11 protein-coding genes are annotated in these 23673 nt (G+C 73.0%); 8 read left to right on the top strand and 3 right to left on the bottom strand.

The annotated features are described in order from the left end of the window. Window positions 1-9: 9 nt before the first annotated feature. From FHS34_RS37150 to FHS34_RS37130, 5 genes are read left to right on the top strand one after another with little or no spacing between them, the layout of a single operon-like run. Entirely contained in the window at window positions 10-1332 is a 1323-nt protein-coding gene (locus FHS34_RS37150; RefSeq protein WP_184973957.1) for an MFS transporter, read from the top strand. Then, window positions 1310-1564 carry an MbtH family protein gene (locus tag FHS34_RS37145; protein ID WP_184973955.1) on the top strand — a complete coding sequence of 85 codons (255 nt, stop codon included), beginning with the start codon at window positions 1310-1312 and terminating at the stop codon, window positions 1562-1564. The genes FHS34_RS37150 and FHS34_RS37145 overlap by 23 nt, the downstream gene beginning before the upstream one ends. Before the next feature lie 49 nt (window positions 1565-1613). Then, window positions 1614-4973, top strand: a complete 3360-nt coding sequence (locus FHS34_RS43910) for a non-ribosomal peptide synthetase (RefSeq protein ID WP_184973953.1) — start codon at window positions 1614-1616, stop codon at window positions 4971-4973. Window positions 4974-4986: 13 nt separating this feature from the next. Continuing rightward, window positions 4987-11958 (top strand): non-ribosomal peptide synthetase, encoded by a 6972-nt coding sequence (locus FHS34_RS37135; protein WP_184973951.1) that lies wholly within the window; start codon window positions 4987-4989, stop codon window positions 11956-11958. After that, window positions 11955-15977, top strand: coding sequence for a non-ribosomal peptide synthetase (locus tag FHS34_RS37130; protein WP_184973949.1), 4023 nt, complete (start codon window positions 11955-11957; stop codon window positions 15975-15977). The genes FHS34_RS37135 and FHS34_RS37130 overlap by 4 nt, the downstream gene beginning before the upstream one ends. Before the next feature lie 22 nt (window positions 15978-15999). Here FHS34_RS37130 and FHS34_RS43600 read toward each other — a convergent pair whose 3' ends face one another. Next, window positions 16000-20130, bottom strand: coding sequence for an nSTAND1 domain-containing NTPase (locus FHS34_RS43600; protein WP_308288334.1), 4131 nt, complete (start codon window positions 20128-20130; stop codon window positions 16000-16002). After that, on the bottom strand, window positions 20123-20440 hold the full coding sequence (locus FHS34_RS37120) for a CU044_2847 family protein (protein ID WP_184973947.1): 318 nt from the start codon (window positions 20438-20440) through the stop codon (window positions 20123-20125). The genes FHS34_RS43600 and FHS34_RS37120 overlap by 8 nt, the downstream gene beginning before the upstream one ends. Window positions 20441-20587: 147 nt before the next feature. Between FHS34_RS37120 and FHS34_RS37115 the strand changes: the two genes are divergently transcribed. Beyond that, the gene (locus FHS34_RS37115) at window positions 20588-20731 is read left to right on the top strand and encodes a hypothetical protein (protein WP_184973945.1); all 144 of its coding nucleotides are present in this window, start codon (window positions 20588-20590) and stop codon (window positions 20729-20731) included. Between the two features lie 115 nt (window positions 20732-20846). Here the strand turns inward: FHS34_RS37115 and FHS34_RS37110 are convergent, their stop codons facing one another. Then, the gene (locus FHS34_RS37110; protein WP_372478634.1) at window positions 20847-22196 is read right to left on the bottom strand and encodes a helix-turn-helix domain-containing protein; all 1350 of its coding nucleotides are present in this window, start codon (window positions 22194-22196) and stop codon (window positions 20847-20849) included. A gap of 241 nt (window positions 22197-22437) precedes the next feature. Between FHS34_RS37110 and FHS34_RS37105 the strand changes: the two genes are divergently transcribed. Both FHS34_RS37105 and FHS34_RS37100 read left to right on the top strand, forming a co-directional pair. Then, window positions 22438-23049, top strand: a complete 612-nt coding sequence (locus tag FHS34_RS37105; RefSeq protein WP_184973940.1) for a hypothetical protein — start codon at window positions 22438-22440, stop codon at window positions 23047-23049. 142 nt (window positions 23050-23191) lie between these two features. Continuing rightward, window positions 23192-23650 carry a hypothetical protein gene (locus FHS34_RS37100; protein ID WP_184973938.1) on the top strand — a complete coding sequence of 153 codons (459 nt, stop codon included), beginning with the start codon at window positions 23192-23194 and terminating at the stop codon, window positions 23648-23650. Window positions 23651-23673 lie beyond the last annotated feature (23 nt).

Genomic DNA, 23673 nt, shown 5'->3' with positions numbered 1-23673 from the left:
CGTTCTCGCATGGCCGCGCGTTCGCTCTGGTCCAACCGCGATTTCTGCGTGTTCTGGGCCGTTCAGGCGCTGTCCGAGGCCGGCAACGCCTTCTCGCTGGTGGCCGTGCCGCTGCTGGTGCTGCACACCACCGGATCGGCCGCGCAGATGGGGCTGCTCACCGCCGTCGCCGGCGCCGTCTCACTGCTGACCGGTCTGGTGGGGGGCGCCTGGGCCGACCGGTTCGACCGGCGACGTCTGCTGATGCTCTGCGACGCGGCGCGCCTGGTGCTCTACGGCGCCGTCCCGGTCTGCTGGACGGTGCTCGGCCCACAGGTCTGGCTGCTGTACGCGGTCATGGGCCTGGCGGCGGTCTTCGAGATGCTGTTCAACATCACGTACGTCACCGCCGTGGCCAACCTCGTCGACAAGGACCAGATCGTCGCGGCGAACGGCCGTCTCGAAGCGACCAACGCGGTCGCCTACATCGCCGGGCCCGCCCTGGCCGGTCTGGTGTCCGGGCTGTTCGGGCCCACGGCCGCCGTCGCGATCAACGCGGCGAGCTTCGGGATCTCCCTGCTGGGCCTGGCGTTCATCCGGCTCCGGCGCACCGCCCCGGACCCGGACGCCGCGGCTCCGGTGAGCGGCACCACCACCGCGCACGACCTGCGCACCGGCTTCCTCACCGGCGCGGCCTTCCTGTGGCGGTTGCCCGTGCTGCGGGCACTGACCGGGCTGCTGACCGTCACCACCTTCCTCAGCCTGGGCATGACGGACGTGTTCATCTACCACCTGCGGCACGGGCTCGGGCAGGACGAGCGAACGGTCGGCTACGTGATCGCGCTGGGCGGAGTCGGCACCTGCGTGGCGGCCGCCGCCACCGCGCGGCTGCGCCGGTCCTGGGGCTTCGGCCGCTGCTGGCTCGGCTCTATGGCGCTGTGCTCGGTCTCGGTGCTGGTACTCGGCAGCGCCGGCCAGGTGCCGGTCGCGGCCGTGACGATCTTCCTGTACTCCTTCGGCATGGCGCTGGCCGGCATCTGCTCGATGTCACTGCGCCAGGAAGTGACGCCCGACCACCTGCTGGGCCGCGTGACCTCCGCGTTCTGGACGATCCACGGCAGCCTCGCGCCCCTCGGCGCGGCCCTGCTCACCGCCCTGGTCGGACGACAGGGGGCACGCGGACCGCTGACCGGCGTGGCCGTCGTCTTCCTGGGCGTGACCGCCGTCGCGGCCTTCACCCCGATCCGCCGGCGCCACCCCGAGCGGATCGCCGCAGGAACGGCGCGACCACCAACCGAACCCCCGGCGGCGAAAGAAGGGAGCCATGGCGATGACACGGACGCCCGACGATGACGACCGGCTGTACAAGGTCGTGGCCAACCACGAGGAGCAGTACTCCATCTGGCCCGCCGACCGGGAGAACCCCGCCGGCTGGTCCGACGCGGGCCGGTCCGGCCCGAAGAGCGACTGCCTGAAGCACATCAAGGACGTATGGACCGACATGCGCCCGTTGAGCCTGCGCGGCCGTCCGCGGCCGGCCGCGCCGACCGGGCCGGCGGCCGAGGGCGCCGGCCGGGCGGGCTGACTCCCGGTCCGTCACCGCACCGCCGCACCGCGACCCAGGGAAGGCAACCGTGCACGACGTCCCGGAAACACGACCGATCGCCGGCTCGGGCCCAGCGGTCCGGCAGCCGCTCACCCACGGCCAGGAACGACTGTGGTACCTGGAGCAGCTCACCCCAGGTCATCCCGTCCACCACCTCTCCTCCGCCACCCGTGTCGAAGGCCCGCTGGACCCCGGCCGCCTGGCCCTGGCCCTGCGGATCTGCGCCTCCCGCCACGACCTGCTGCGCAGCGCCGTCGCCGACCGGGGCGACGGCCCCCGCCGCACCGTCCGCCCGGCGGCCGACCTCCCGCTGCGCCAGGTGGACCTGAGCGGCGAGACCGTGCCGGACACGAAGCTGCGCGAACTCCTCGCCGACGAGCGCGCCCGCCCGTTCGCCCTGGACTCCGCACCCTTGCTCCGCGCCACCCTGGTGCGCACCGGACAGGACCGGCACGTCCTGCTGCTCACCGCCCACCGCATCATCGCCGACCGGGCATCGCTCACCCTCCTGGAACGCGAACTCGCCCAGTGCTACACGGAGTACGGCCGGACGGAGCCGGCCCGCCCAGTCCCGTACGCGGGCCGGGCGACCCCGGCGGGGGAGGCACCGGACGAAGGCCTGGCGTACTGGAAGGGGCGGCTGGACGGGCTCCAGCCGCTCGATCTGCCGCTCGACCGGCCCCGGCCCAGGACTCGCAGCCACCGGGGTACGAGCCGACGGCTTCGTCTCGGGAGCGGGCACGCCGACCGGCTGGGGCGGCTGGCCCGCGAGGAGGGCGTTCCCGCCTGGACCGTGCCGGCGGCGGCCTTCGCCGTGCTGCTGGCCCGCTGGACCGGCCGGTACGACGTGGTGTTCGGCCGCCCCGTCGACCACCGCCCACCCCATGACGCGCACGGGGCGTTCGGTCCCTACGAGGACCTGCTGGTCCTGCGGACCGACCTGACGGGACGACCCACCTTCCGGGAGGTGGTCCGCAGACTCGCGGCGACGCGGGAGGAGGCGGCGGCGCACGCCGGCGTACCCTTCGGCCGGCTCGTCTCCCTCCTGGACACCGAGCGCGACCTGAGCCGTCACCCGCTCTGCCAGGCGGTCTTCGCCACCACACCGCCGGTCGGCACCGGCTTCACCGTACCGGGGCTCACCACCTCCCCGCTCACCCCCGAAGACGACGACCTGACCCCTTACGACCTGCTGTGCACCGTCACCGAGCAGGACGGCGCGAGCGGCGGCCCGGCCGTCGAACTGCGGCTCGCGTCCGACCTGTTCCTGCCGGAGTCCGCGGATCGTATGACGGCCGTCCTCCGTACGCTGCTCCTCGCCCTCGCCGAGCACCCCGACTCCCGGATCGGCGACGTTCCCGTACTGCCGGCAGAGGACCGGGCCCGGATCGACACCTGGAACGCCACCGACCGCCCCCTGCCGCAACCGGCCACCGTCGACGGCCTCTTCCGGACCTGGGCGACCCGGACCCCGCACGCCGTCGCCCTCACCGACCGCACCGGAACCTGGACCTACGCGGAACTGCGGCTGCGGGCAGTCCGCATCGCGAGGTCGCTCACCGAGGCGGGCGTCACCCCCGACTCTCCCGTCGCCCTGCACCTGGAGCGCTCCGCCGACCTCGTCGCGGGCATGCTCGGCGTCCTCCTCGCCGGCGGCGCCCATCTGGTGCTCGACCCCGGCCACCCCGAGGAACGCCTGCGCCTCATGGCCGACGACGCGCGGATCTCGGCCGTACTGAGCCGGGACGCACCACCGGCCTGGCTGCACCACCTGGGCGTCCCCCTGCTCCGGCTCACCGACGCCGAACGGGACACCGGAGAGCCGCCCCGATCCACCGGAGTACCGGAAGACACCCCCGAGGTACCCGACGCGCCGCCGCCGTCCCGCAGTCACGGCCAAGGGGCGCCCGACGTGCCGCCGCCGTACCGCAGCCGTCCCGACAGCCTCGCCGCCGTGGTCCACACCTCCGGCTCGACCGGCCGTCCCAAGGGCGTCGGCATCCCGCACCGCGCGGTCGTCCGGCTGATCACCGCCACCGACTACGTGGACATCGGCCCCGGCGACGTGCTGCTGCACCTCGGCGACCCGGCCTTCGACATCACCGCCTTCGAGGTGTGGGGGGCGCTGTGCAACGGCGCCCGGGTCTGCGTCCTGCCCGGCGACGAACCACTCGGCCCCGACGAGGTGCTGGCCGCACTCCGCGAACTGCGGCCCACCGTCGTCTCCCTGACCGGCACCCTCTTCAACCGGGTGGCCGACATCGACCCGCGGGCCTTCGGCGGACTGCGGCACCTGTTCGTCGTCGGAGAGGTGATGGACGCCCGCCGCACCCGCGCGGTGCTGCGCGGCGGCGCCCCGCCCGGACACCTCCACAACGGCTACGGCCCCAGCGAGAACGCCACGTTCTCCACGACCCACCGGGTGGACCGGCTGCCCGACGACGCCACCGGCGTGCCGATCGGCCGCGCCCTCACCAACACCACCCTGCACGTGCTGGACCCGGAACTGCGTCCCGTACCGATCGGCGTGGCCGGCGAGCTGTACGTCGGCGGACAGGGCGTCGCCCGCGGCTACCTGAGCCGCCCGGACCTCACGGCGCAGCGCTTCCTGCCCGACCCCTTCGCCGCCCGCCCGGGGGCCGTCATGTACCGCACCGGCGACCTGGTGCGATGGCTCCCGGAGGGCGCGCTGGACTTCCTGGGCCGGGCGGACGAGCAGGTCAAGATCCGCGGCTACCGGATCGAGCCGGGCGAGATCGAGGCGGCGCTGCTGGACCGCGACGACGTACGTGAGTGCATCGTGCGGGCGACCGACGTCGCGGGCGACCGGCGTCTCATCGCCTACGTGGTCCCGCGCGCCGGATGCTCGCCCACGCCGTCCGAGGTGCTGGGCGGCCTACGGGACCGGCTGCCGTCCCACATGGTGCCCGGCCACCTGATCCTGCTGGAGACGCTGCCGACGACACCGAGCGGCAAGATCGACGCACGGGCGCTGCCCGGCATCGGCGCCCAGGACGCCGATCCACGGGACACGTCCGCCGTGCCGCCCAGGACCGCCACGGAGCGGACGCTGTGGGAGATCTGGGCGAACGCGCTGCGAGTGCGGGCCTTCGGCGTGCACGACAGCTTCTTCGTCATCGGCGGCCACTCCCTGCTCGCCTCGGTGGTGCGCACCGCGGTCCGCGAACGGCTCGGCGTCCCCCTGCCGCTGCGGACCTTCTTCGACCTTCCCACCATCGCCGGACTCGCCGTCGAGATCGAACGCGCCGGCGGCGGGACGCCCGCCGACGGGACGCCCGGCACACCGCCCGACGACACCGCGCACGCACTGGAAGGCCTGCTGGCCGAACTGGAGCGGCACGCCGAGACCCGGCGTGCCGAGGGATGAACGGGGGAGCCACATGACGCACACGACGAAGCGGGCCGCCGCGGTCGACGACGACCTGCGGGAGCGAATAGCAAGGCTCCCCGCCGAGCAGCGGGCCCTGCTGCGCCAGCGGATGTGGGAGAAGGGCGCCGCCACCGGACTGCCCGGCACGGATGACGCCGGTGAGGCCCCGGCGTCGTTCACCCAGCGCCGCATGGTGCTCCTGGCCGGGCTGGATCCGGACAGCCCCGCCTACAACAGTCCCGTCGTCCACCGGCTCACCGGACCGCTGGACGTCACCGCCCTCGAAGGCGCCCTCAACGACCTGCTGGTGCGCCACGCCGTACTGCGCACGGTCCTGCCGGTGCGGGAAGGCCGCACCGTCCAGCGAGTGCTGCCGCACCGGCACCGGACCCTGGAGGTCGTCGATCTCACCGGCCTTCCCGAGCCCGAGCGCCTGGCGCGGGCCGAACGGATCGCGCTGGCCGACGCCGCCGAACCGTTCGACCTGGCCGTCGACGAGCCGGCGCGGTTCCGGCTGCTGCGGCTCGCGGTGGACGACGCGTTGCTCGTGCTCGTCCTGCACCACGCCGTCGTGGACGGCTGGTCGCTCGGCGTCCTGCTGAGCGACCTGGAACAGGCCTACGGCGCGCGCCTCGACGGGCGGACGCCCGAACTGCCCGCTCTCACCGTCGACTTCGCCGAGTACGCCCGCTGGCAGCACGAGTGGGCCGACAGCGCCGAGGCGGCGAACCAGCTGGACTACTGGGAGCGCCGGCTGGCGGGCGCCCCGGACCCCATGCCGCTGCCCGCCGACCGTCCCCGGCCGCCGAAGCCGGAGGGCCGGGCCGGGTCGACCGTGTTCACGCTTCCCGTCGACGTCCGCGACGCCCTGAAGCAGACGTCGGCGCGCACCGGCACGACACTGTTCATGGTGCTGCTGGCCGCGTTCCAGATCGTGCTGGCCCGCTACGGCGGACAGGACGACGTCGTCGTCGGCACCCCGGTCGCCAACCGCCGCTACCGTGGTTTCCACGATCTCGTCGGATTCTTCGCCAACTCGGTCCCGCTGCGCTCCCGGATCCGCCGCGAGGCGTCCTTCGAGGACTTCCTCGCCGAGGTCCGCGCCACCTGTCTGGAGGCGTACGAGAACCAGGACGTCCCCCTCGACCTGATCGCCCAGCGGCTGAACCCCGAACGCGCTCCCGGCCGCAACCCCGTCTACCAGGTCAACTTCACCCTGCACAACACGCCGCCGCGCCCGGTCCGCACCCTGCCGGGCGGGGTCGGCGTCAGCGAACTGGACCATCTCGACCACGACGGGGCCCGCTTCGACCTCGACCTGAACATCTGGGAGACCGACGCCGGCCTGGAGTGCCGGCTCATCCACGCCACCGACCTGTTCGACGCGGTCACCGGCGAGCGGCTGGCCCGCTCCCTGACCCTCCTGCTCGCCGCCGCGGCCGCCGATCCGGCCGCGCGCATCGGCGAACTTCCCCTGATGACCCCGCAGGAGACGGAACGGACGCTGCGCACCGGGCACGGCACCCGCGCGGCCCGGCCCGAAGACGTACGCGTGGAGCGGCTCATCGCCGCACGCGCACGGGCCGGCGCGGACGCGGTCGCCGCCACGGCCCCGGGGCGCCCCGACCTTACATACGGGGACCTGGACCGTCGGGCCAACGGACTCGCCCACCGGCTGCGCGCGCTCGGCGCGGGCCCGGGCACCGTCGTCGCCGTCCTGCTGCCGCGCACCCCCGAGGCGGTCATCGCGCTGCTCGCCGTGCTGAAGAGCGGCGCCGCGTACGTGGCCCTCGACGCGGCGTACCCCAAGGTCCGGCTCGCCCACATGCTGCGGGACAGCGGCGCCACGCTCGTCCTCGCCGACGCGCGGCTGCGGGACCTGGCGGAGGGCCCGGACGTCCGGATGGTCACCGTCGACCCGGAGGCCGTGGAGAGGGAGGCGGCCGGGACGCCACCCGAGGCCGACGGCACCCCCGACGACCTGATGTACCTGATGTACACCTCCGGCTCGACCGGCGGACCCAAGGGCGCCATGCTCTCCCACCGCCAGGTCGCCAACTACCTGCTGTGGGCCGTCGAGACCTATCTGCCGCCGGCGGCCGACGGCGCCGTCTCGGTGCACTCGTCGCTCTCCTTCGACCTGACCGTGACGAGCCTGTTCGCACCCCTGCTGGCCGGCAGGCGGCTGCTGTTCGCCGACGACTCCGGCACCCCGGGCGAGGCCCTGCGCGCGTCGGCGGCATCCGACACGGACCTCGCCTTCGTCAAACTCACCCCCTCGCACCTGAGGATGCTCGAGGACTCGGCGGCACCGGCCCGCGCGGCGGCCTGGACCCGGACCATGGTCGTCGGCGGCGAGGAACTCGACGAGGAGCGGCTCGCGGCCTGGCGCACGGCGTCGGGCGGCCCGCGCCTCGTGAACGAGTACGGGCCCACGGAGACGGCCGTGGCCTGCGCCGCCTACGACAGCGCGCAACCCGTGGGCGGCTTCGGCCGGATCCCCATCGGCACGCCCGTGCACAACACGCGGCTGTACGTCCTCGACGAGTGGATGAACCCGGTTCCGCAGGGCGCGCCCGGCGAACTGTACGTGGGCGGGGCCGGCGTCTGCCACGGCTACTGGAACCGTCCGGGCCAGACGGCGGAACGCTTCGTGCCCGACCCCTTCGGCGACGAGCCGGGCGCGCGCCTGTACCGGACCGGCGACCGGGTGCGCAGGCTCGCCTCCGGAGACCTCGAATACCTTGGCCGGCTCGACGACCAGGTCAAGATCCGGGGCCATCGCGTGGAACCGGACGAGGTGGCGGCCGCGTTGGCCCAGGACCCCGCCGTCCGCGACGCCGCCGTGATCGCGTACGGCGCCACACCGGAGTCCCGGCAACTGGTCGCCTTCGTCAGCCCCCGTTCCGGCGAGGCGGGCGTCTCGGACCCGGCCGCCGCGTCCGACTGGGTGGACCGCTGGCAGACGCTGTACGAGGACACCTACGGTGCGGCCGAGCGTCCCGCCGATCCGTCGTTCGACCTGGCGGGCTGGAACAGCAGCTACACCGGCGAGCCCATCGACACCGCCGGGATGGGGGAGTGGCTGGACGCCACGGTCGACCGCATCCGGTCGCTGCGGCCCGGCCGGGTCCTGGAGATCGGCTGCGGCACCGGTCTGATCCTCTCCAGGGTCGCCCCCGGCTGCGCCCACTACCAGGGCGTCGACCTGTCCGAGCGGGTCGTCGGCAACCTGCGGGCGGTGCTCGACGCCCGGCCGGACGGCGGCGAACGGATCGGACTGCGGACCGGCCCCGCGCACCGAGCGGTCCGCCCCGGCGAGACCTACGACACGGTGATCCTGAACTCCGTCGTGCAGTACTTCCCGTCCGTGGACTACCTGTTCGACGTTCTCCACCAGGCCTTCGAGGCGATGCCCGACGGCGGCCACGTGTTCCTCGGCGACCTGCGCAGCCTCGTCCTGCTGGAGGCGTTCCACGCCTCGGTGGCCGCACACCGGACGAGGCCGGGAACCCCCGACACCGTGCTGCGCGCCGCGACCGCCTGGCGCATGGAGGCGGAGAACGAACTCTGCCTGGACCCCCGGCTCTTCGCCGCACTGCCGGCTCGCCTGCCGCGCGTGGAGTCCGTACGCGTCCTGCTGAAACGCGGGACGGCCGGCCACGAACTGAACCGGTACCGCTACGACGTCGTGATCACCGTCGCCGGCGAGCGCACCGCAGCCGCCGCACCCCCTGCGCCGTCCGAGTGGCGGGACTGGCGGGCGGAGGCGCTGGACCTCGGCGCGCTGGCGGCCCTGCTCGACGCCGACCGGCCGGACCGGCTCGCGCTGCACGCCGTCCCCAACGCCCGCCTGGACAACGACCTTCGCCTGCTGGCCCGGCTCTCCGGTGCCGCCCCCGAGGCCGTCGCCCCGGGCGTGGACCCGGAAGAGCTGTGCCTGCTCGCCGAGCGCCACGGTTACCGGGCCGAACCGAGCTGGGCCGCGGGACGCCCCGACGGCTCCTTCGACGTCCTGCTGCACCGCGCGGACCTGGCCCCCGAACCCCTGCCACCGCTCGGCACCGCCGCGCCCACCGACCGGTTCGCAACCGAACCGCTGTGGCGCCCCGCCGCACTCGCCGCGCTGCCCGCCGTCGAGGCAAGGCTCCGCGACCGGCTGCCCGAACCCCTGCTTCCGTCGCGGTACGTGGTGCTGCGCCGGATACCGCTCACCGCCAACGGCAAGGTCGACCGTGCCGCACTCACGGATCTCCTGACCGTCTCGGGGACACTGGCCGAGGACGGCACCGGAACCGGCCCGGGAGCGGAGCCCGGGCGGGAACTCAGCCCGACCGAGCGACGGATGGCCGCCATCTGGAGCGAACTGCTCGGCCGCGACGGCATCCGCGCCCAGGACGACTTCTTCGACCTCGGCGGCCACTCCCTGCTCACCTTCCGCCTGGTCTTCCGGCTGCGCGAGGAGTTCGAGGTGGAGGTGCCGGTCCGCGGCCCCTTCGACGCGTCCACCCTCGGCGCGCTGTCCGCCCTCGTCGACGACCTGATCGCGGAGGCACAGCGCCCCGCACTGCCCGTGCTGGCGCCCGTCGAGCGGGAGGAGAGCACGCCGGCCTCCTTCGCGCAGGAGCGCCTGTGGTTCCTCCACCAACTGGAGCCGGACACCGCCCAGTACAACTTCCCCGTCTTCCTGCGGCTGACCGGTGAGCTCGACGTCGACGTGCTGCGGCGGTCGGTCACGGAGATCGTACGGCGGCACGAGGTGCTCAGGACCGTGATCACCTCCCGCGACGGGCAGGCGTACCAGACCGTACTGCCCAGCGAACCGGTCGTGCTGCCGGTCACGGACCTGACCGCACACCCGCCCGGGCAGCGTGAGGAGGAGGCCCGGCGGCTGGCCCGGCAACACTACGGGCAGCCCTTCGACCTGGCCGTCGGCCCCGTGCTGCGAACCGGTCTGCTCCGGCTCGGACCCACCGACCACGTCCTGCTGATGACGGCCCATCATGTGTCGGTGGACGGCTGGTCCGCCGCGGTGCTGCGGGACGAACTGGCCGAGCTGTACACGGCGGCCCGCGAAGGACGGCCGCACCGGCTGCCCCGACTGCCCGTGCAGTACGCCGACTACGCGATCTGGCAGCGCCGGCTCGCCGAAGCCGGCCACTTCGACCGGCTGGTGGAGCACTGGACCCAGCGCCTCCAGGGAATCCTCGACCTGCCCGGACTGCCACTGGACCGGCCCCGACCCGCCGATCCCCGGCACTGCGGGGAGGGCGTCCGGTTCCGCATCCCCGCCTCGACCGCGGACGCCGTGCGCACCCTGTGCCGCCGCGAGGACAGCACCCTGTTCATGGCGCTGCTCGCCGCCCTGTACGCGACGGTCAACCGGCGGACCGGGGAAACCGACCTCGTGGTCGGCTCGGACGTCGCGGGCCGCTCCGACACCAAGGCCGAACCGCTGATCGGCTTCTTCGTCAACCAGATCGTGCTGCGCGCCGACCTCACCGGCGCCCCCACCTGGCGCGAACTGCTCGGGCGCACCAAAGACCTGGCCCTGGACGCCTACGCCCACCAGGACCTCCCCTTCGAGGAGGTCGTCAAGGCCCTCAGCCCGCCCCGCACCCGCAACCAGAGCCCGCTGTTCCAGATCAAGTTCGTGCTGAACAGCAACCGGCGACCCGCCGACACCATGGCCGGGCTGGAACTCGGCCCGTTCCCCGTGGCCCTCATCGACACCAGCCGGTTCGACATCACCCTGGTCCTGGAAGAGGACGACGAGGGGATCGCCGGATTCCTCAACTACGACCCCGACCTCTTCGACGCGTCCACCATGACGGAACTGCGGGAGCAGTACCTCGCGCTGGTCGCCGACATGGCAGCCCGCCCCGACGCCTCGATCGCCGACGCACCCCTGCCCACGACCGCACCCACCGACCACAGCGGAGGGACCGCACCGGGCCGCGGCAGGCGGCGCGGTCCCGGCACCCTGCGCGGCATCACGCCCACCCGGGTGGCCATGGCCTCGGACGACGTCGTCGTACGGGAGGCCCTGCGGGAAGGCGCCGACCTGCCGGTCGTCCTGCGGCCCGCCCACCCCGACGTCGATCCGGCGACCTGGGCACGCGCCCACCGCGCCCGCCTCGACGCCGACCTCGAACGGCACGGCGCCCTCCTCTTCCGCGGCTTCGGGATCACGCACCCCGACGCACTGGAGCGATTCGCCTCGGTCTTCGTCGACGACCTCTTCGGCGAGAACGGCGAACACCCGCGCGCCGCACTCGGCGGCAAGGTCTACACCCCGGTGTTCTTCCCGCCGGAGGAGAAGCTGCTCTGGCACAACGAGAACTCCTTCAACGACGAGGGACCGACCCGCATCTGGTTCTGCTGCGCCCGCCCGGCCGAATCCGGCGGCGAGACCCCCGTGGTCGACAGCCGCGCCGTCCACCGACGGCTGGACCCGGCACTGCGCGAGGAGTTCACCGCCAAGGGAGTCATGTACGTCCGCACCTACGGCACCGGACTCGGACTCGACTGGCGCAGTGTGTTCCGCACCGGCGACCGAGCCGAGGCCGAGGCCCGGTGCGCCCGGCAGGGACTGCGCTACGAGTGGCACGGTGACCGGCTGCGCACCACCGCCGTACGCCCCGCCGTGCTGCGTCACCCGCGCACCGGTGAATGGTCCTGGTTCAACCAGGCACAGCACTGGCACACCGCCTGCCTGAGCGCGAACGTCCGCGAGTCCCTGCTGGCCACCATGTCACCGGAGGAACTCCCGCGAACCTGCCGGTTCGGCGACGGCACCCCGATACCCGACGAGGCCATGCACGAGATCCTTCGTGTCTACCGCGAACTGGAGATCAGCTTCCCCTGGGAACGCGGGGACGTGATGCTGCTGGACAACATCCTCACCGCCCACGCCCGCAATCCCTTCCGGGGCGAACGCGAACTCCTCGTCGCCATGGGCGGCATGGTGAGGTTCCAGTGACGACGCAGACCCGCCAGGACGAGTACGGAGGCCAGGAACGACCCGTCGAGGGGTACCGCCTGTCGTACCAGCAACAGCGGCTGTGGCGGCTCGCCGAACTCCACGCCGCGCCGGGCTGGGCGCAGTTGCGCCTCGCCATCGGCGGCGACCTCGACGGTGACCGCCTGACGGCCGCGCTGCGGGAGACGGTGAACCGGCACGAGATCCTCCGCGCGGCCTATCAGCGGGTACCCGGCGTCCGTACCGCCCTGCTCGTCGTCCGGGACACGGACCGGCTGCGCCCCGAGTGGTCGGTGGTTAACCTCCACCACCTCGACGAGGCCGCCCGGGAGCGCCGAATCGACGCTGAGGCCCGCACTCTGCGAGACCTGCCGTACGGCGGACCGGACGATCCGGTCCTGCGTGCCACCCTCTTCACCCTCGGCCCACGGCAGCACTCCCTGCTGCTCACCACCACCCCCCTGGCCGCCGACGCCCGTACGCTCCGCCTGCTCGCCGACGAGCTCGCCGCACGGTACGCGGGCCGCCCACCCGCCGAAGAGGTCCTCCAGTACAGCCAGTTCGCCGAATGGCAGCACCAGGAGTTCGGGGCGCCGCCCCCGCTCACGGCACCGCACGACACCACCGCCCGGCGGGTGGCCATGCCGCTGCGCCGGCACCACGGCGCCGGTCGGCCGGATCACCGCACCGTCACCGCGCCCCTGCCGGACGGTCTCGTGGCCACCGTCCACGCCTATGCCGGCCGACGGCGCGTGCGGCCGGGCGCTGTGCTGCTGGCCTGCTGGCAGACACTGCTGTGGCGGATCGGAGGCGAGGACGACATCACCGTCGCCGCGCAGTTCACCGGCCGCGATTTCGAAGAGACGACGAACGGTCTCGGCCACTTCGCCCAGTGGGCCGAGGTGACGGCCCGGCTCGCCCCCGTGCCCGTCCTCGACGCCCTCGCCGCACGGGCCGAACGCGCCCTCGCCGAAGCCGAGGAACACCTCCAGGACTCTCCCTCGACCGGTCTTGCCGCCCCGGCGGGCCACGGCATCGGCTTCGTCTGCGACGACACCGCCGGGGCCGTCCGCACGGTGGACCGCCCGGGACACGGCGTGACCTTCGGCGTGCTGTGGCAGGACGTCGAGACCGAGCAGCACGCGCTGCGGCTGACCTGCGCGCTGGGCGACCGGCGGGCCACGACGACCTGGTACTACGACGGCGAGCAGTTCGACGAGGCCTATGTCCGCGTCCTGGCCGGCCAGTACGCGACGCTGCTCGCCGGGCTCCTCGCCGCGCCCGCCGCCCCCGTGGACCAGGCGCGCCTGGAGCCCACGACCGTCCCCGGCGCACTCCAGGACCGACACCCGCTCACGGACCGGCCCCCGATGAGGGACCGACCGCGCACGCCGTCCGCCGGACATGTGCTGCACCGGCTCGTCGAGGAGCAGACGCGCCGGACTCCGGACGCCCTCGCCGTCGTGGCGGGGAACGAGAGGCTGACCTTCCGGGAACTCGACGCGCGGGCGAACCGGTGGAGCCGGGCGCTGCGCGCACGGGGCGTCGGCCTCGAGACACCGGTGGCGGTGAGCGCCACACACTCGGCCTCGCTGGTCGTGGCGCTGCTCGCCGTGCTCAAGGCCGGCGGGACCTACGTGCCGCTCGATCCGGAACTCCCGGCCCTGCGGACCGGGGAACTGCTGGAGCGAGGCGGCTGCCGGCTGCTGCTCACCGACCGGCCACCGAAGCCGCCCGTCGCCGGGCAGATCGAGTACGTCGAGCTGGGCGCACTGCCGGCCGAGGACACGGACCCGGCGGCCGACCCCGCCCCGCCGCGCGAGCCGAAGTCCGCCACGCCGCGCGAGCCGGAGCCCGACCACCTCGCGTACATCATGTTCACCTCCGGCTCCACCGGCGAGCCGAAGGGCGTGATGCTCCCGCACCGCGCCGTGTGCGACTACCTGCTGTGGAGCGCCCGCACGTACGCCGACGGCGAGGGCGACGGCCGTGGTCGTGGCGGCGGTGACGCGGCCGGGGGAGCGATGGCGCACTCCTCCATCGGCTTCGATCTCACCGTGACCAGTCTGTTCCTGCCGCTGATCACAGGCCGTCCCGTCCATCTCGACCCCGCCTGCCGCGACGCTCTCGCCCTCTCGGCGGACCTGGCCGGCCGGTCCGGCCTCGACATGCTCAAACTGACCCCGTCACACCTGAAGGTGGTGAACCACGGCCTGGCCGCGGAACACCTCGCCGGCACGACGAGATCGCTCGTCGTCGGCGGTGAGGCACTGGAGGCCGAGGCCGTGGCCGCCTGGCGGACCCACGCTCCGGACACGAGGATCTTCAACGAGTACGGCCCCACCGAGACCGCCGTGGGCGTCTGCGTCCACGAGGTGGGCCCCGCGGACGTCCAGGGCCCGGTCCCGATCGGCCGGCCCATGGACCACGCCGAGGTGCTGGTGCTGGACGACTCCCTCGAACCGGTGCCCGTGGGCGTACCGGGGGAGATCTACATCGGCGGAACGAGCCTCGCCCGGGGGTACTTGGGCGCCCCCGGCCTCACCGCGGAACGGTTCGTGCCCCACCCCTTCGGAACGGAGCCCGGCAGCCGGCTCTACCGCACCGGAGACCTGGGCTGTGTCGGCCCGGACGGTCTGATCCGGTACCTGGGCCGAGTGGACGACCAGATCAAGGTGAACGGGATCCGCGTCGAGCCCGAGGAGGTCCGCTCCGTGCTGGTGCGCCACCCCGGTGTGCGTGACGCGACGGTGGTCCTGGTGGCGGACGGGGCGCGCGGCGACCATCTCGCCGCGTGTGTCGTCACCGACTCCGCCGGACCGGCGCCGCAGGACCTGCGGGCCTTCACCGCCGAGCGGTTGCCCGCTCCCCTGGTACCGCGGACCTTCGCCGAGGTCGCGGCGCTGCCCCTCACCCCGAACGGCAAGGTCGACACGGCCGCTGTGCGCTCGGTCCTCGCGCGGACGGACGGCACCGGTGCGGCCCTCCCCGCGGCGGGCCGTACCGGGACAGCGCCGGATGACCCGGTGGAGGCCGCCGTGGCCCGCATCTTCGGGGAACTGCTCGACACCGACGCGGTAGGGGCGGAGGACGACTTCTTCGCCCTCGGCGGCCACTCCCTGCTCGCCGTACGGCTGATCGCACGGCTGAACGCTGAGTTCGGCACCGCACTGCAGGTACCCGTCCTGTTCTCCGAGCCGGATCCGGAACGGGAGGAGTCCGGCAGGGCGGCGACCGTGCGGCACCTGGCCCGCCTGCTGACGGAGGGCACTGCCGCTCACCCCGGCGCCGCGGACGACGTCGTCGCGTTGCGGTCCCGGGGCGAGGGAACCCCGCTTTTCTGCGTCCATCCGGCGGGCGGCGAGATCACCGGCTTCCGCCATCTGGCCGCCTGCACGGAACTGCACCGCCCGCTCTTCGCCCTCCAGAGCCCGCCCGCCGCGCCGGGTGAGCAGGGCCGGGAGGAGGCCGCACCGCACACCGTCGAGGCGCTGGCCGCCCGCTATCTGGCGGCCGTCCGCACCGTCTCACCGACCGGGCCGTACCTTCTGCTGGGCTGGTCCATGGGCGGTCTCGTGGCCTTCGAAATGGCCCGGTTGCTGGAACAGCGGGGCGAACGGCCGGGAATGCTCTTCCTCGTCGAGAGCTATCCGGCGGACCGGCTCCCGCGGACCGACGACAGCAACGACACCGACGACCAGGAGGAACCCGGCCTGTACATCCCGCACGACGGAGCGAGCGCGGCGGAACGTCTCCGCGTGGAACTGCGTCGGCACACCAACCGTGCCCATCTGCGAGCAGCCCGCGCCTACCGCCCGGCACCGTACGCGGGCCCGGTGACCCTCGTCCAGGCCGACAAACAGAACCCGGACCTCCTGGACGCGGCGACCCGCACCTGGTCCCGCGTCTGCGCCCCCGGACAACTCACCCGCCACGTCCTGGAAGGAGACCACCTGACCCTCTTCGAGCCACCGTACGTCACCGAACTCGCCCGCCTGATCACCCGGACGGCGCGCTAGCACTCCAGCCGGATCGGAGCCGCTAGAGCTGAGAGGGACAGACGGGGTCCCCTGACCGGCCCGGGAGGTAGGCGGTCCGTTCCTGCTTGGTGAGGTCCCGGCCGACGGCGCGGCAGATGGTCCGGATCGCCTCGGCGGGTTCCGGGAGGGCGACACGCCACAGGTGCACGGTCTTGTCGACGCTGCCCGAGGCGAGGACCCGGCCGTCCGGGCTGAACGCCACCGACGTCACCTCGTCGGCGTGCTGCCCGATCAGGGTCATGCGGCTCTTGCCGGTGGTGGCGTCCCACAGCCCCGTGGTCCAGCCGGCGTCGCCGGTGGCGAGGGTACGGCCGTCGGGACTGAAGGCCACCGACGCCGCGACGTCGGCACGTCCGGCGAGGGTGGTGCGGGTCGTGCGGGTGGAGACGTCCCACAACCGTACGGTGTAGTCACCGACGGCGGTGGCCAGGGTGCGACCATCCGGGCTGAACGTCACATCGTGTACTTGGTCGGGGGTGGTGATGGTGTGGGCCTTGCCGGTGGTGACGTTCCACAGGCGCACGGTCTTGTCGGCGCTCCCGGTGGCGAGGGTGCGTCCGTCGGGACTGAACGCCGCGGAGAAGACGGCGTCGGTGTGCCCCTCCAGGGATTTGCCGGGCTTGCCGGTGTCGGCGTCCCACAACCGCACGGTGCCGTCGCGTCCGCCGGTGACGAGGGTGTGGCCCTCGGGACTGAACGCCACCGAATGCAGCGGGGCGGTGTCGCTCAGGGGCGTCAGGCGGGGTCTGCCCGTGGTGACGTCCCACAACCGCGCGGTGCCGTCCGCGCCGGCGGTGGCTACCGTACGTCCGTCGGGGCTGAACGTGACTCCCAGTACCGCGCCCTCGTGCCCGTCGAGGCTGAGGCGCTTCCTGCCGGTGGCGACGTCCCACAGGATCGCGGTCCTGTCGGCACCGGCGCTGGCGACGGTGCCGCCGTCGGGGCCGAACGCCACCGAGTAGACGATGTCGGTGTGCCCGACCAGGGACGTGTCGCCGGTCGCGGTGACCTTCCACAGGCGTGCGGTCGTATCACCGCTTCCGGTGGCGAGCGTCCGGCCGTCGGGGCCGAACGCCACCGCGTTCACGGAGTCGGTATGACCGATCAGTGACTTGCTCATCGCATGGGTGGCCACGTCCCACAGCCGCGTCAGACGGTTGGTGCCGGCGATCGCGATGGTGCGGCCGTCGGGACTGAACGCCACGGAGAGCACCGTGCCGGTGAGCACGTCCACCTCGGGGCCGGGCTTGCCGTCGACGGCGTTCCACAGCCGCATGGTGCCGTCGCCACTTCCCGTGGCGACGGTGCGGCCGTCGGGGCTGAACGCGACCGAGACCACCTGGGCCGTGTGTCCGGTGAGCTTGGTCCGCTGCTTGCCGGTGGTGGCGTCCCACAGCCGAGCGCTGCCGTCCGCGCCGGCCGTGGCGACGGTTCGGCCGTCGGGGCTGAACACGGCGGAGTACACGGTGTTGGCGTGTCCGGTGAGCTTGGTCCGCTGCTTGCCGGTGGTGGCGTCCCACAGCCGAGCGCTACCATCCGCGCCGGCCGTGGCGACGGTTCGGCCGTCGGGGCTGAACGCGACGGAGAACACCGTGTCGGTGTGCCCGGTCAGAGGGGTACGGGCCCTGCCGGTGGCGGCGTCCCACAACCAGGCGCTGTAGGAACTGCCGGTGGCGATCGTGCGGCCGTCCGGGCTGAACGCCACCGCGTTCACCTCACCGTAGAGACCGGTGAGTTTGCCGCGGGTCCTGCCGGTGGCGGTGTCCCAGACGCGCACGGTGCCGTCGGAACTTCCGGTGGCGAGGGTGCGGCCGTGGAACGCCACCGCGTTCACCGCCTTGGTGTGCCCGAGCAGACGCCGGCCCAGGGGAAGGTACGCGTCGGTGCGCAGACTCGACAGGGCCTCGCTCGTGTGACTCGTGCGGTACGCCTGGACGGCCAGCAGCGAGGAGAGTTCGGGGTTCACGTCGATGAGCGTGCCGGACTCGACGGCCAGCTGCCGGGACAGGGCCGCCTCCCGTTCGGCCAGCGCCGCACGCCACTGCCAGAGCGCCCCCGCGCCGGCGAGCAGCGCGAGCACCAGCAACGCGGCCAGAACGGTGATCAGCCGTCTGCGCCGCCGGGCGATCGTCTCCTGACGCTGCCGGCTCGCGGTGAGGAAGTCCGCGAGTTCCTTCGGCAGGCCACGACCCCGCGACAGTCTGTTGCTGTCCGCAAGGGCCGTACCGGCGAGCAGGTCCCCCGGATCCTGCTCCTCCGCCCAGCGCAGCTGCCGTTCGCGCGTCCGCTCGAGCCACTCGTGGAACTCGTGTTCCTCCCTCACCCACTTCCGCAGCCTGCCCCAGTCGCGGATGAGCGCGTCATGGATCAGTTCCGCGACCGGCTCACGTGGGGCCTCAGGGCGCTCAGGGCCGCGGAGAGTCTGCGTGGTGGTGATGATGCGACGACGGGCCAGAGTGGCGATGACGGCGTCCACGTCGTCACCGGGCGCACTGTCGGCGCCGGCCGCGAGACCGCGCAGCTCGTCGAGGGGTACTTGTGCGCGGACGGGCGGGATACGGCGTTGGGTGTCCGCGGGGCGCACCAGGCAGGTGAGGACGTTCTTCGCGATGCCCTGCTGATCGGGCGACAGTTCCCTCAGCGCCTTCTCGCACCATGCGGTCAGACTCCCGCCGACCGCTCCGATGCGCTGGTACGCCTCGTGGGTGAGGTAGCCGTCCTTCCGCTGCCGCCACAGCTCCGTGAGGGTCATCTCCAGCAGCGGCAGCACGGTCACGGGCGCCTGACGGCCCATCGCCGGCTCCGGGTTGGTCTCCAGGACGTCGCTGATGATCTGCTCGGGCAGCCCCTGCTGGAAGTCGAGCCCCACGCTCCGGGCGGGCTCGACGATGATGTCGTACAGGTCCTTCCGGCCCAGCGTGCCGGGCACATTGAGCAGACCGGGCATCGCCGCTTCCAGCAACCTTCCGGCGGTTGCGGCGAGTTGAGGATAGAAGTCGTCCCGCATGACGAGGATGACGCTGAGGTCGCCGTCCGAATCGGCGACCGTGGTGATCTCGTCGATGACGGCGGGGAATTCCCGCAGCCGCCCGTCAGCGCCCTGGACCAGCAGCTCCTCGAACTGATCGATGACCAGCAGCACACGCCGGCGGTCGGGCTCGCTCGCCAGCCGGCGGTCCGCCGCCGCCATGAGCCCGCCGTGGCGCGCCCCCGGCAGCCCGGCGCGCTCGATCTCCGTCAGCAGGTCCTGCCGGGGCCGCGCCAGCACGGGCAGCCAGCTCTCACTGCCCCGCAGATCCCCCTGCGCCAAGGCCGGCAGCACGCCCGCCTGGATCAGGGACGACTTGCCCGAGCCGGACGGGCCGAGCAGCAGGGTGAGACGGCGCTCTCCGGCCAGGTTCGCGAGGACCTGCTCCACCGCCTTGTCCCGCCCCTTGAACCAGCGCGCGTGTGCGGCGGTGAACGGCTCCAGCCCCCGGTACGGGCACACCTGGTGCTCGGCCAGGGCGGGCATGATCTCGCGCAGGACCCGCGTGGGCGTGGCGTACGCGATGCCCTGCCCCCGTTCGTACTCGTCGGGTGCCGTGATCTCGGTGAGCATTCCGATGACCAGGCTGGTCGTCTCGTCCAGCACCGGCGCACCGCTGAACCCGGTGGTGAGGTCGTTGGCCTTGGTCAGCTGAAGACGCTCGGGCCCGACCCGCGAGGCTTTCAGCAGTCCGGCCACCTCGGCCTTTCCGAGATGTCCGCCCGGCATCGCCTGGGCCGCGAAGCCGAACGACCGGACCTTGTGGCCGCCGCACCCCTCGGCCGAGCCCAGCGGCAACACCCAGGTGCCGGTCGGCGTTTCGGGCAGCCGGACGAAGGCGACGTCCTCTCCCCCGGACTCCCGCCACTGCTCGACGTGCCCCTCCAGCAGGTCGGCACCCGTCACACGGAGGAAGGCCACCGGCACCCGGCCCTGGGGTCCGGCACCGGCCGCCCGGATCACGTGCGCGCAGGTGACGAGGAGGTTCTCGGCCACCAGGAAACCGGCTCCCGCGACCCTTCCGTCCGGCCCGAGGATCTGGGCCACCGCCATGGGCAGGTCCGACGGGGTCGCGCCGTCCAGCCAGCGCGCGGCGCTAGCCACCGTCGCCCTTCCACGACACCGTCACCTGCAGATGACAGCCGGCCGTCCCCTTGGTGAGCACCGCGCCCGCCGCGACCGAGAGGTCCACGCCGAACTCGACCGTGATCGCGTCGGGCCGAGCCTTCCGCAGTTGGTCGAGGGCCGCCTGTGCCGCCTTCGTGACCGGCTCCAGAGCATCCTGCAGCGTGGCCGGCGCCTCCCGGACGAAGTCGCCCAGGCGCCCGGCCTTCACCGGCCCCTCCACTCCGGTCGGCGACTCGACCAGGACGAAGCCCCCGCCCTCCAGCGGAATCCGGGTCAGGACGGTCACGACTCCTCCTTCGGTACGCGCGTGTCCGTCAGGGATCCCGGCCAGCATCAGCCACCCGCGGCATATGCCGCAGCCCGGGTGGGCCGCACGAGCACCCCTCCCACCCGCCCGGCGCAGCCCACCGGGCACGGGACATGGCCGGACCGCATGAAGTCGAGCCTCGCGTCCGACGAGGACATCACTCGCGAAGCCGATGCCACCGTGGCCGGCACCTTCACCGACCAGGGCGAGCCCGTCGCCACCACCCCGCCGCCGCCCGGCCGGATCCTCGACCCCACCAAGCTCCGCTGACCCGCGCGGGCCGTGGCGCGCCTGGCGGACCCGGACGAATGGCGGCCTGCACCGAGGCCTCCGCCGGCCGCCTCGGGCAGCGGCGAGGCTTCGCCACGACCCGGTACGACGGCCCCTAGCTGTTGTACGGGACCCAGGCGCGCCCGTTCGCCTCGTTCGTGCCGTACCAGTAGCGCGGCATTCCCTTGATGCTGGTGGTGTGGAACGGGCGGCCGTGGTCGTCGATGCGGATCGTGCCGGTCCGGCCCTGGGAGGACCAGTCGAGTTCGAGGTACCAGCGGGCGTCGTAGGCCTGGGTGGTCGCGTCGACCAGCAGCACCTGCGGGTCCTCGGCGGAGACGCGGTACGGGAAGTGCACGGCCGGGATGGTGTGTTCGCTGTCGGCGCCGTCCTTCGGGCGGGCGATGGGGCGGTCGACGTCGAGGTTCACGGTGAAGCGGCGGGGCGTGAGCTCGCCGCCGCAGCCATTGTCCATGGCGTACGCGTTCCCGCCGAGCGGGTCGCCACGGCTGACGACGCGGACGCGCAGCGCCTCCAGGACCACGGCCGTGGACGACCGCCCCTGCACCGAGATCTGCACCATCGTCTGTCGCCCGTGCACCGCGCCCTGCGTCGCCGCCCACGCCCCGGCGTCCTGCTCCACCGGCGGCGGGGGCACCCGCGGGGGCGGCTTGTCGATGACGTAGTCGTGACCGCAGCCCATGTTCCAGACCTGGGAGTCGGCGCTCCAGGTGAGGGGCAGCCCGCCGGCCGGCTGCGCGACCGAGGTGGGACCGCCGCCGGTGGCGGACGCAGCGGGGGTCTTCTCCCGGGCGCCGGCTGACGCCAAGTCCCGGGAAGCGGAAGCGGAAGCGGACGGAGAAGCTGAAGGAGAGGGGGAGGCGCCGGCCGACGGCTCCGCCGAGCGGTGGGGCGCGCCCGGGGCGGTAGAGCGTGGGCCCGCGGAGCGGGAGGTGTTCGCCTGGGAGGAGCGGTCGTCCGGCAGGACGGACGTGATGCCCAGGGTGGCGAGCAGCGCGCTGACGACGGCGGTCGACACCAGAGACCGTCGGCGGCGGTACCAGGGGCGAGGAGCGGGCGCGGGGGCCGCCCCGTCCGGATCGACATCGTCCCCCGGCTGTCCCGCGGGCCCGCTCTCCTCGACGAGTGCCTCGTCCGCGCCCGGCTCCGGCGCCGGAACCGCGGCCTCCGCCGCACCGGCCGTACGCACCCGCTGCCGAGCCGCCACCGCCGACAGCCACAGCCGGTGCAGTTCGAGCCGCTCGTCGGGCGTCGCCTCGCAGAAGGCCGCGAGCCGCTCCACGGGCGCGAAGTCCTGCGGCACCGCCTCGCCCGCGCAGTAGCGGTGCAGCGTGGAGGTGTTCATGTTGAGGCGGCGGGCCAGGGAGCCGTAGCTCCGGTCCGTCCGGTCCTTCAGCCGGCGCAAGAGCGCCGCGAACTCCCCGACATCGTCCCGAGTCGACACTGCTCCCCCGTCGTCCGCCCGCGATCCCGTATCCCAGGCACACATATACCTGCACGTCAGATGGGCTGGGATGGTTCCACCGTCGCCAAAACGGCGGCAGTCGTTGCACCGGACTCCGGTGACCGGCAATCCTCTTGGTGTCGCACCGACCAGCGCCTGACCGGCCAACCGGCGTCGGGCGACGTACGACTCGCATGCACCGCACGCATGCACTCACCGCACTCATTCACGGGGGACACCCATGCCCAAGCGCACCCGAGCAGGCGCGCTCCTCGCACTCGCCGTCACGGGTCTGGCCGTGGCGCTCGCCGGACCGGCCACCGCCGCTCCGAAGGCGCCCGGCTTCCTCGCGGCCGCGGACCTGCCACCGCACCCCACCTCTTCCTGGACGGCCGGCAAGGTCACCGCCGGTGTACCGGGGGAGACGGCCTGGGACACCTGCCTGCGGGCGCTGCCGGGCCGAGGGTCCGCCTGGCACCGCGACTTCCGCACCGACCTCGACACGAACGCCCGTCAGATCACCGTGGTCCTGCCCGACACCCGCTCGGCGACGCAGCTGACCACGCGGCTGAACAAGGACATGAAGTCCTGCGCGGCCCGCATCGAGCGGCTGGACCCGGGCACCGAGGCCACCGGCAAGGACTACGGGAAGCTGTCCGTCGAGGACGGCGCCCACGTCTACGGCGTCCACACCGAGACCTCCTGGGGCGCTAGCGACGTCCGCCTGCTGTCGGTCGGCCGGGACGGACGCACCGTCACGGTTGTGAACTGGGGCCGGCTCGGCGGCTTCGAAGGCGCTCCGGTGAAGGCCTTCAAGAAGACGACCACCAAGGCCGTGAACAAGCTCCGCTGACGGGGCCGTCCAGGACTGCCGCCCTCCCGTCACGGGGGTCGGGAGGGCGGCCCGGCGCCGCCGACGGCAGCACAGCGCGACCACTCGACCACTGACCACTCGACCTGTCGACCACTGGGTCACTCGAAAACGGAGAACGGAAATGAACAGCAAGACCCGTATGGCCCTCACCGCCGGCGTCCTCACCGTCGCCCTCGGCATCGGCGCCACCGTCCAGGCCTCCGCCGGGACCCCGCGCAGCGTCAGCGGCAAGCCGTCCGACAACATCACCCGGATCGCCGACTTCTACGGCGCCTACATCGACGCGGTGACCGACGAGGGCAGCGGCGGCCTCCAGCAGGCCCTGCGCGGCCACTACCTCACCCCCGCCTTCCAGAAGGAACTGAACGCCTGGGAGAAGAAGAACCACGCCAACGGCGTCCTGCGCGCCCAGAACGTGCCCCTCGCCTGGAAGGTCACCGACAACGGCACCGCCGACTACACGGAGGCCGTGATCACCCTCACCTGGAGCAAGTCCAGCTCGACCAAGCTGATCGTCGACATGACCCGCGGGAGCCACAAGATCTTCCACATCGGGGAGAAGGGCATCGAAGGGAAGTAACAGCCGGACAGTGCGCTGAATCG

This window comes from Streptomyces echinatus (assembly GCF_014203595.1).
Taxonomy (GTDB): Bacteria; Actinomycetota; Actinomycetes; order Streptomycetales; family Streptomycetaceae; genus Streptomyces; species Streptomyces echinatus.
This window is presented reverse-complemented; position numbering and strand designations above follow the sequence as displayed.

Coding starts and splice junctions, on each gene's coding strand:
- FHS34_RS37150 (WP_184973957.1), top strand. CDS start 10: ATGGCCGCGCGTTCGCTCTGGTCCAACCGCGATTTCTGCGTGTTCTGG.
- FHS34_RS37145 (WP_184973955.1), top strand. CDS start 1,310: ATGACACGGACGCCCGACGATGACGACCGGCTGTACAAGGTCGTGGCC.
- FHS34_RS37135 (WP_184973951.1), top strand. CDS start 4,987: ATGACGCACACGACGAAGCGGGCCGCCGCGGTCGACGACGACCTGCGG.
- FHS34_RS37115 (WP_184973945.1), top strand. CDS start 20,588: ATGAAGTCGAGCCTCGCGTCCGACGAGGACATCACTCGCGAAGCCGAT.
- FHS34_RS37105 (WP_184973940.1), top strand. CDS start 22,438: ATGCCCAAGCGCACCCGAGCAGGCGCGCTCCTCGCACTCGCCGTCACG.
- FHS34_RS37100 (WP_184973938.1), top strand. CDS start 23,192: ATGAACAGCAAGACCCGTATGGCCCTCACCGCCGGCGTCCTCACCGTC.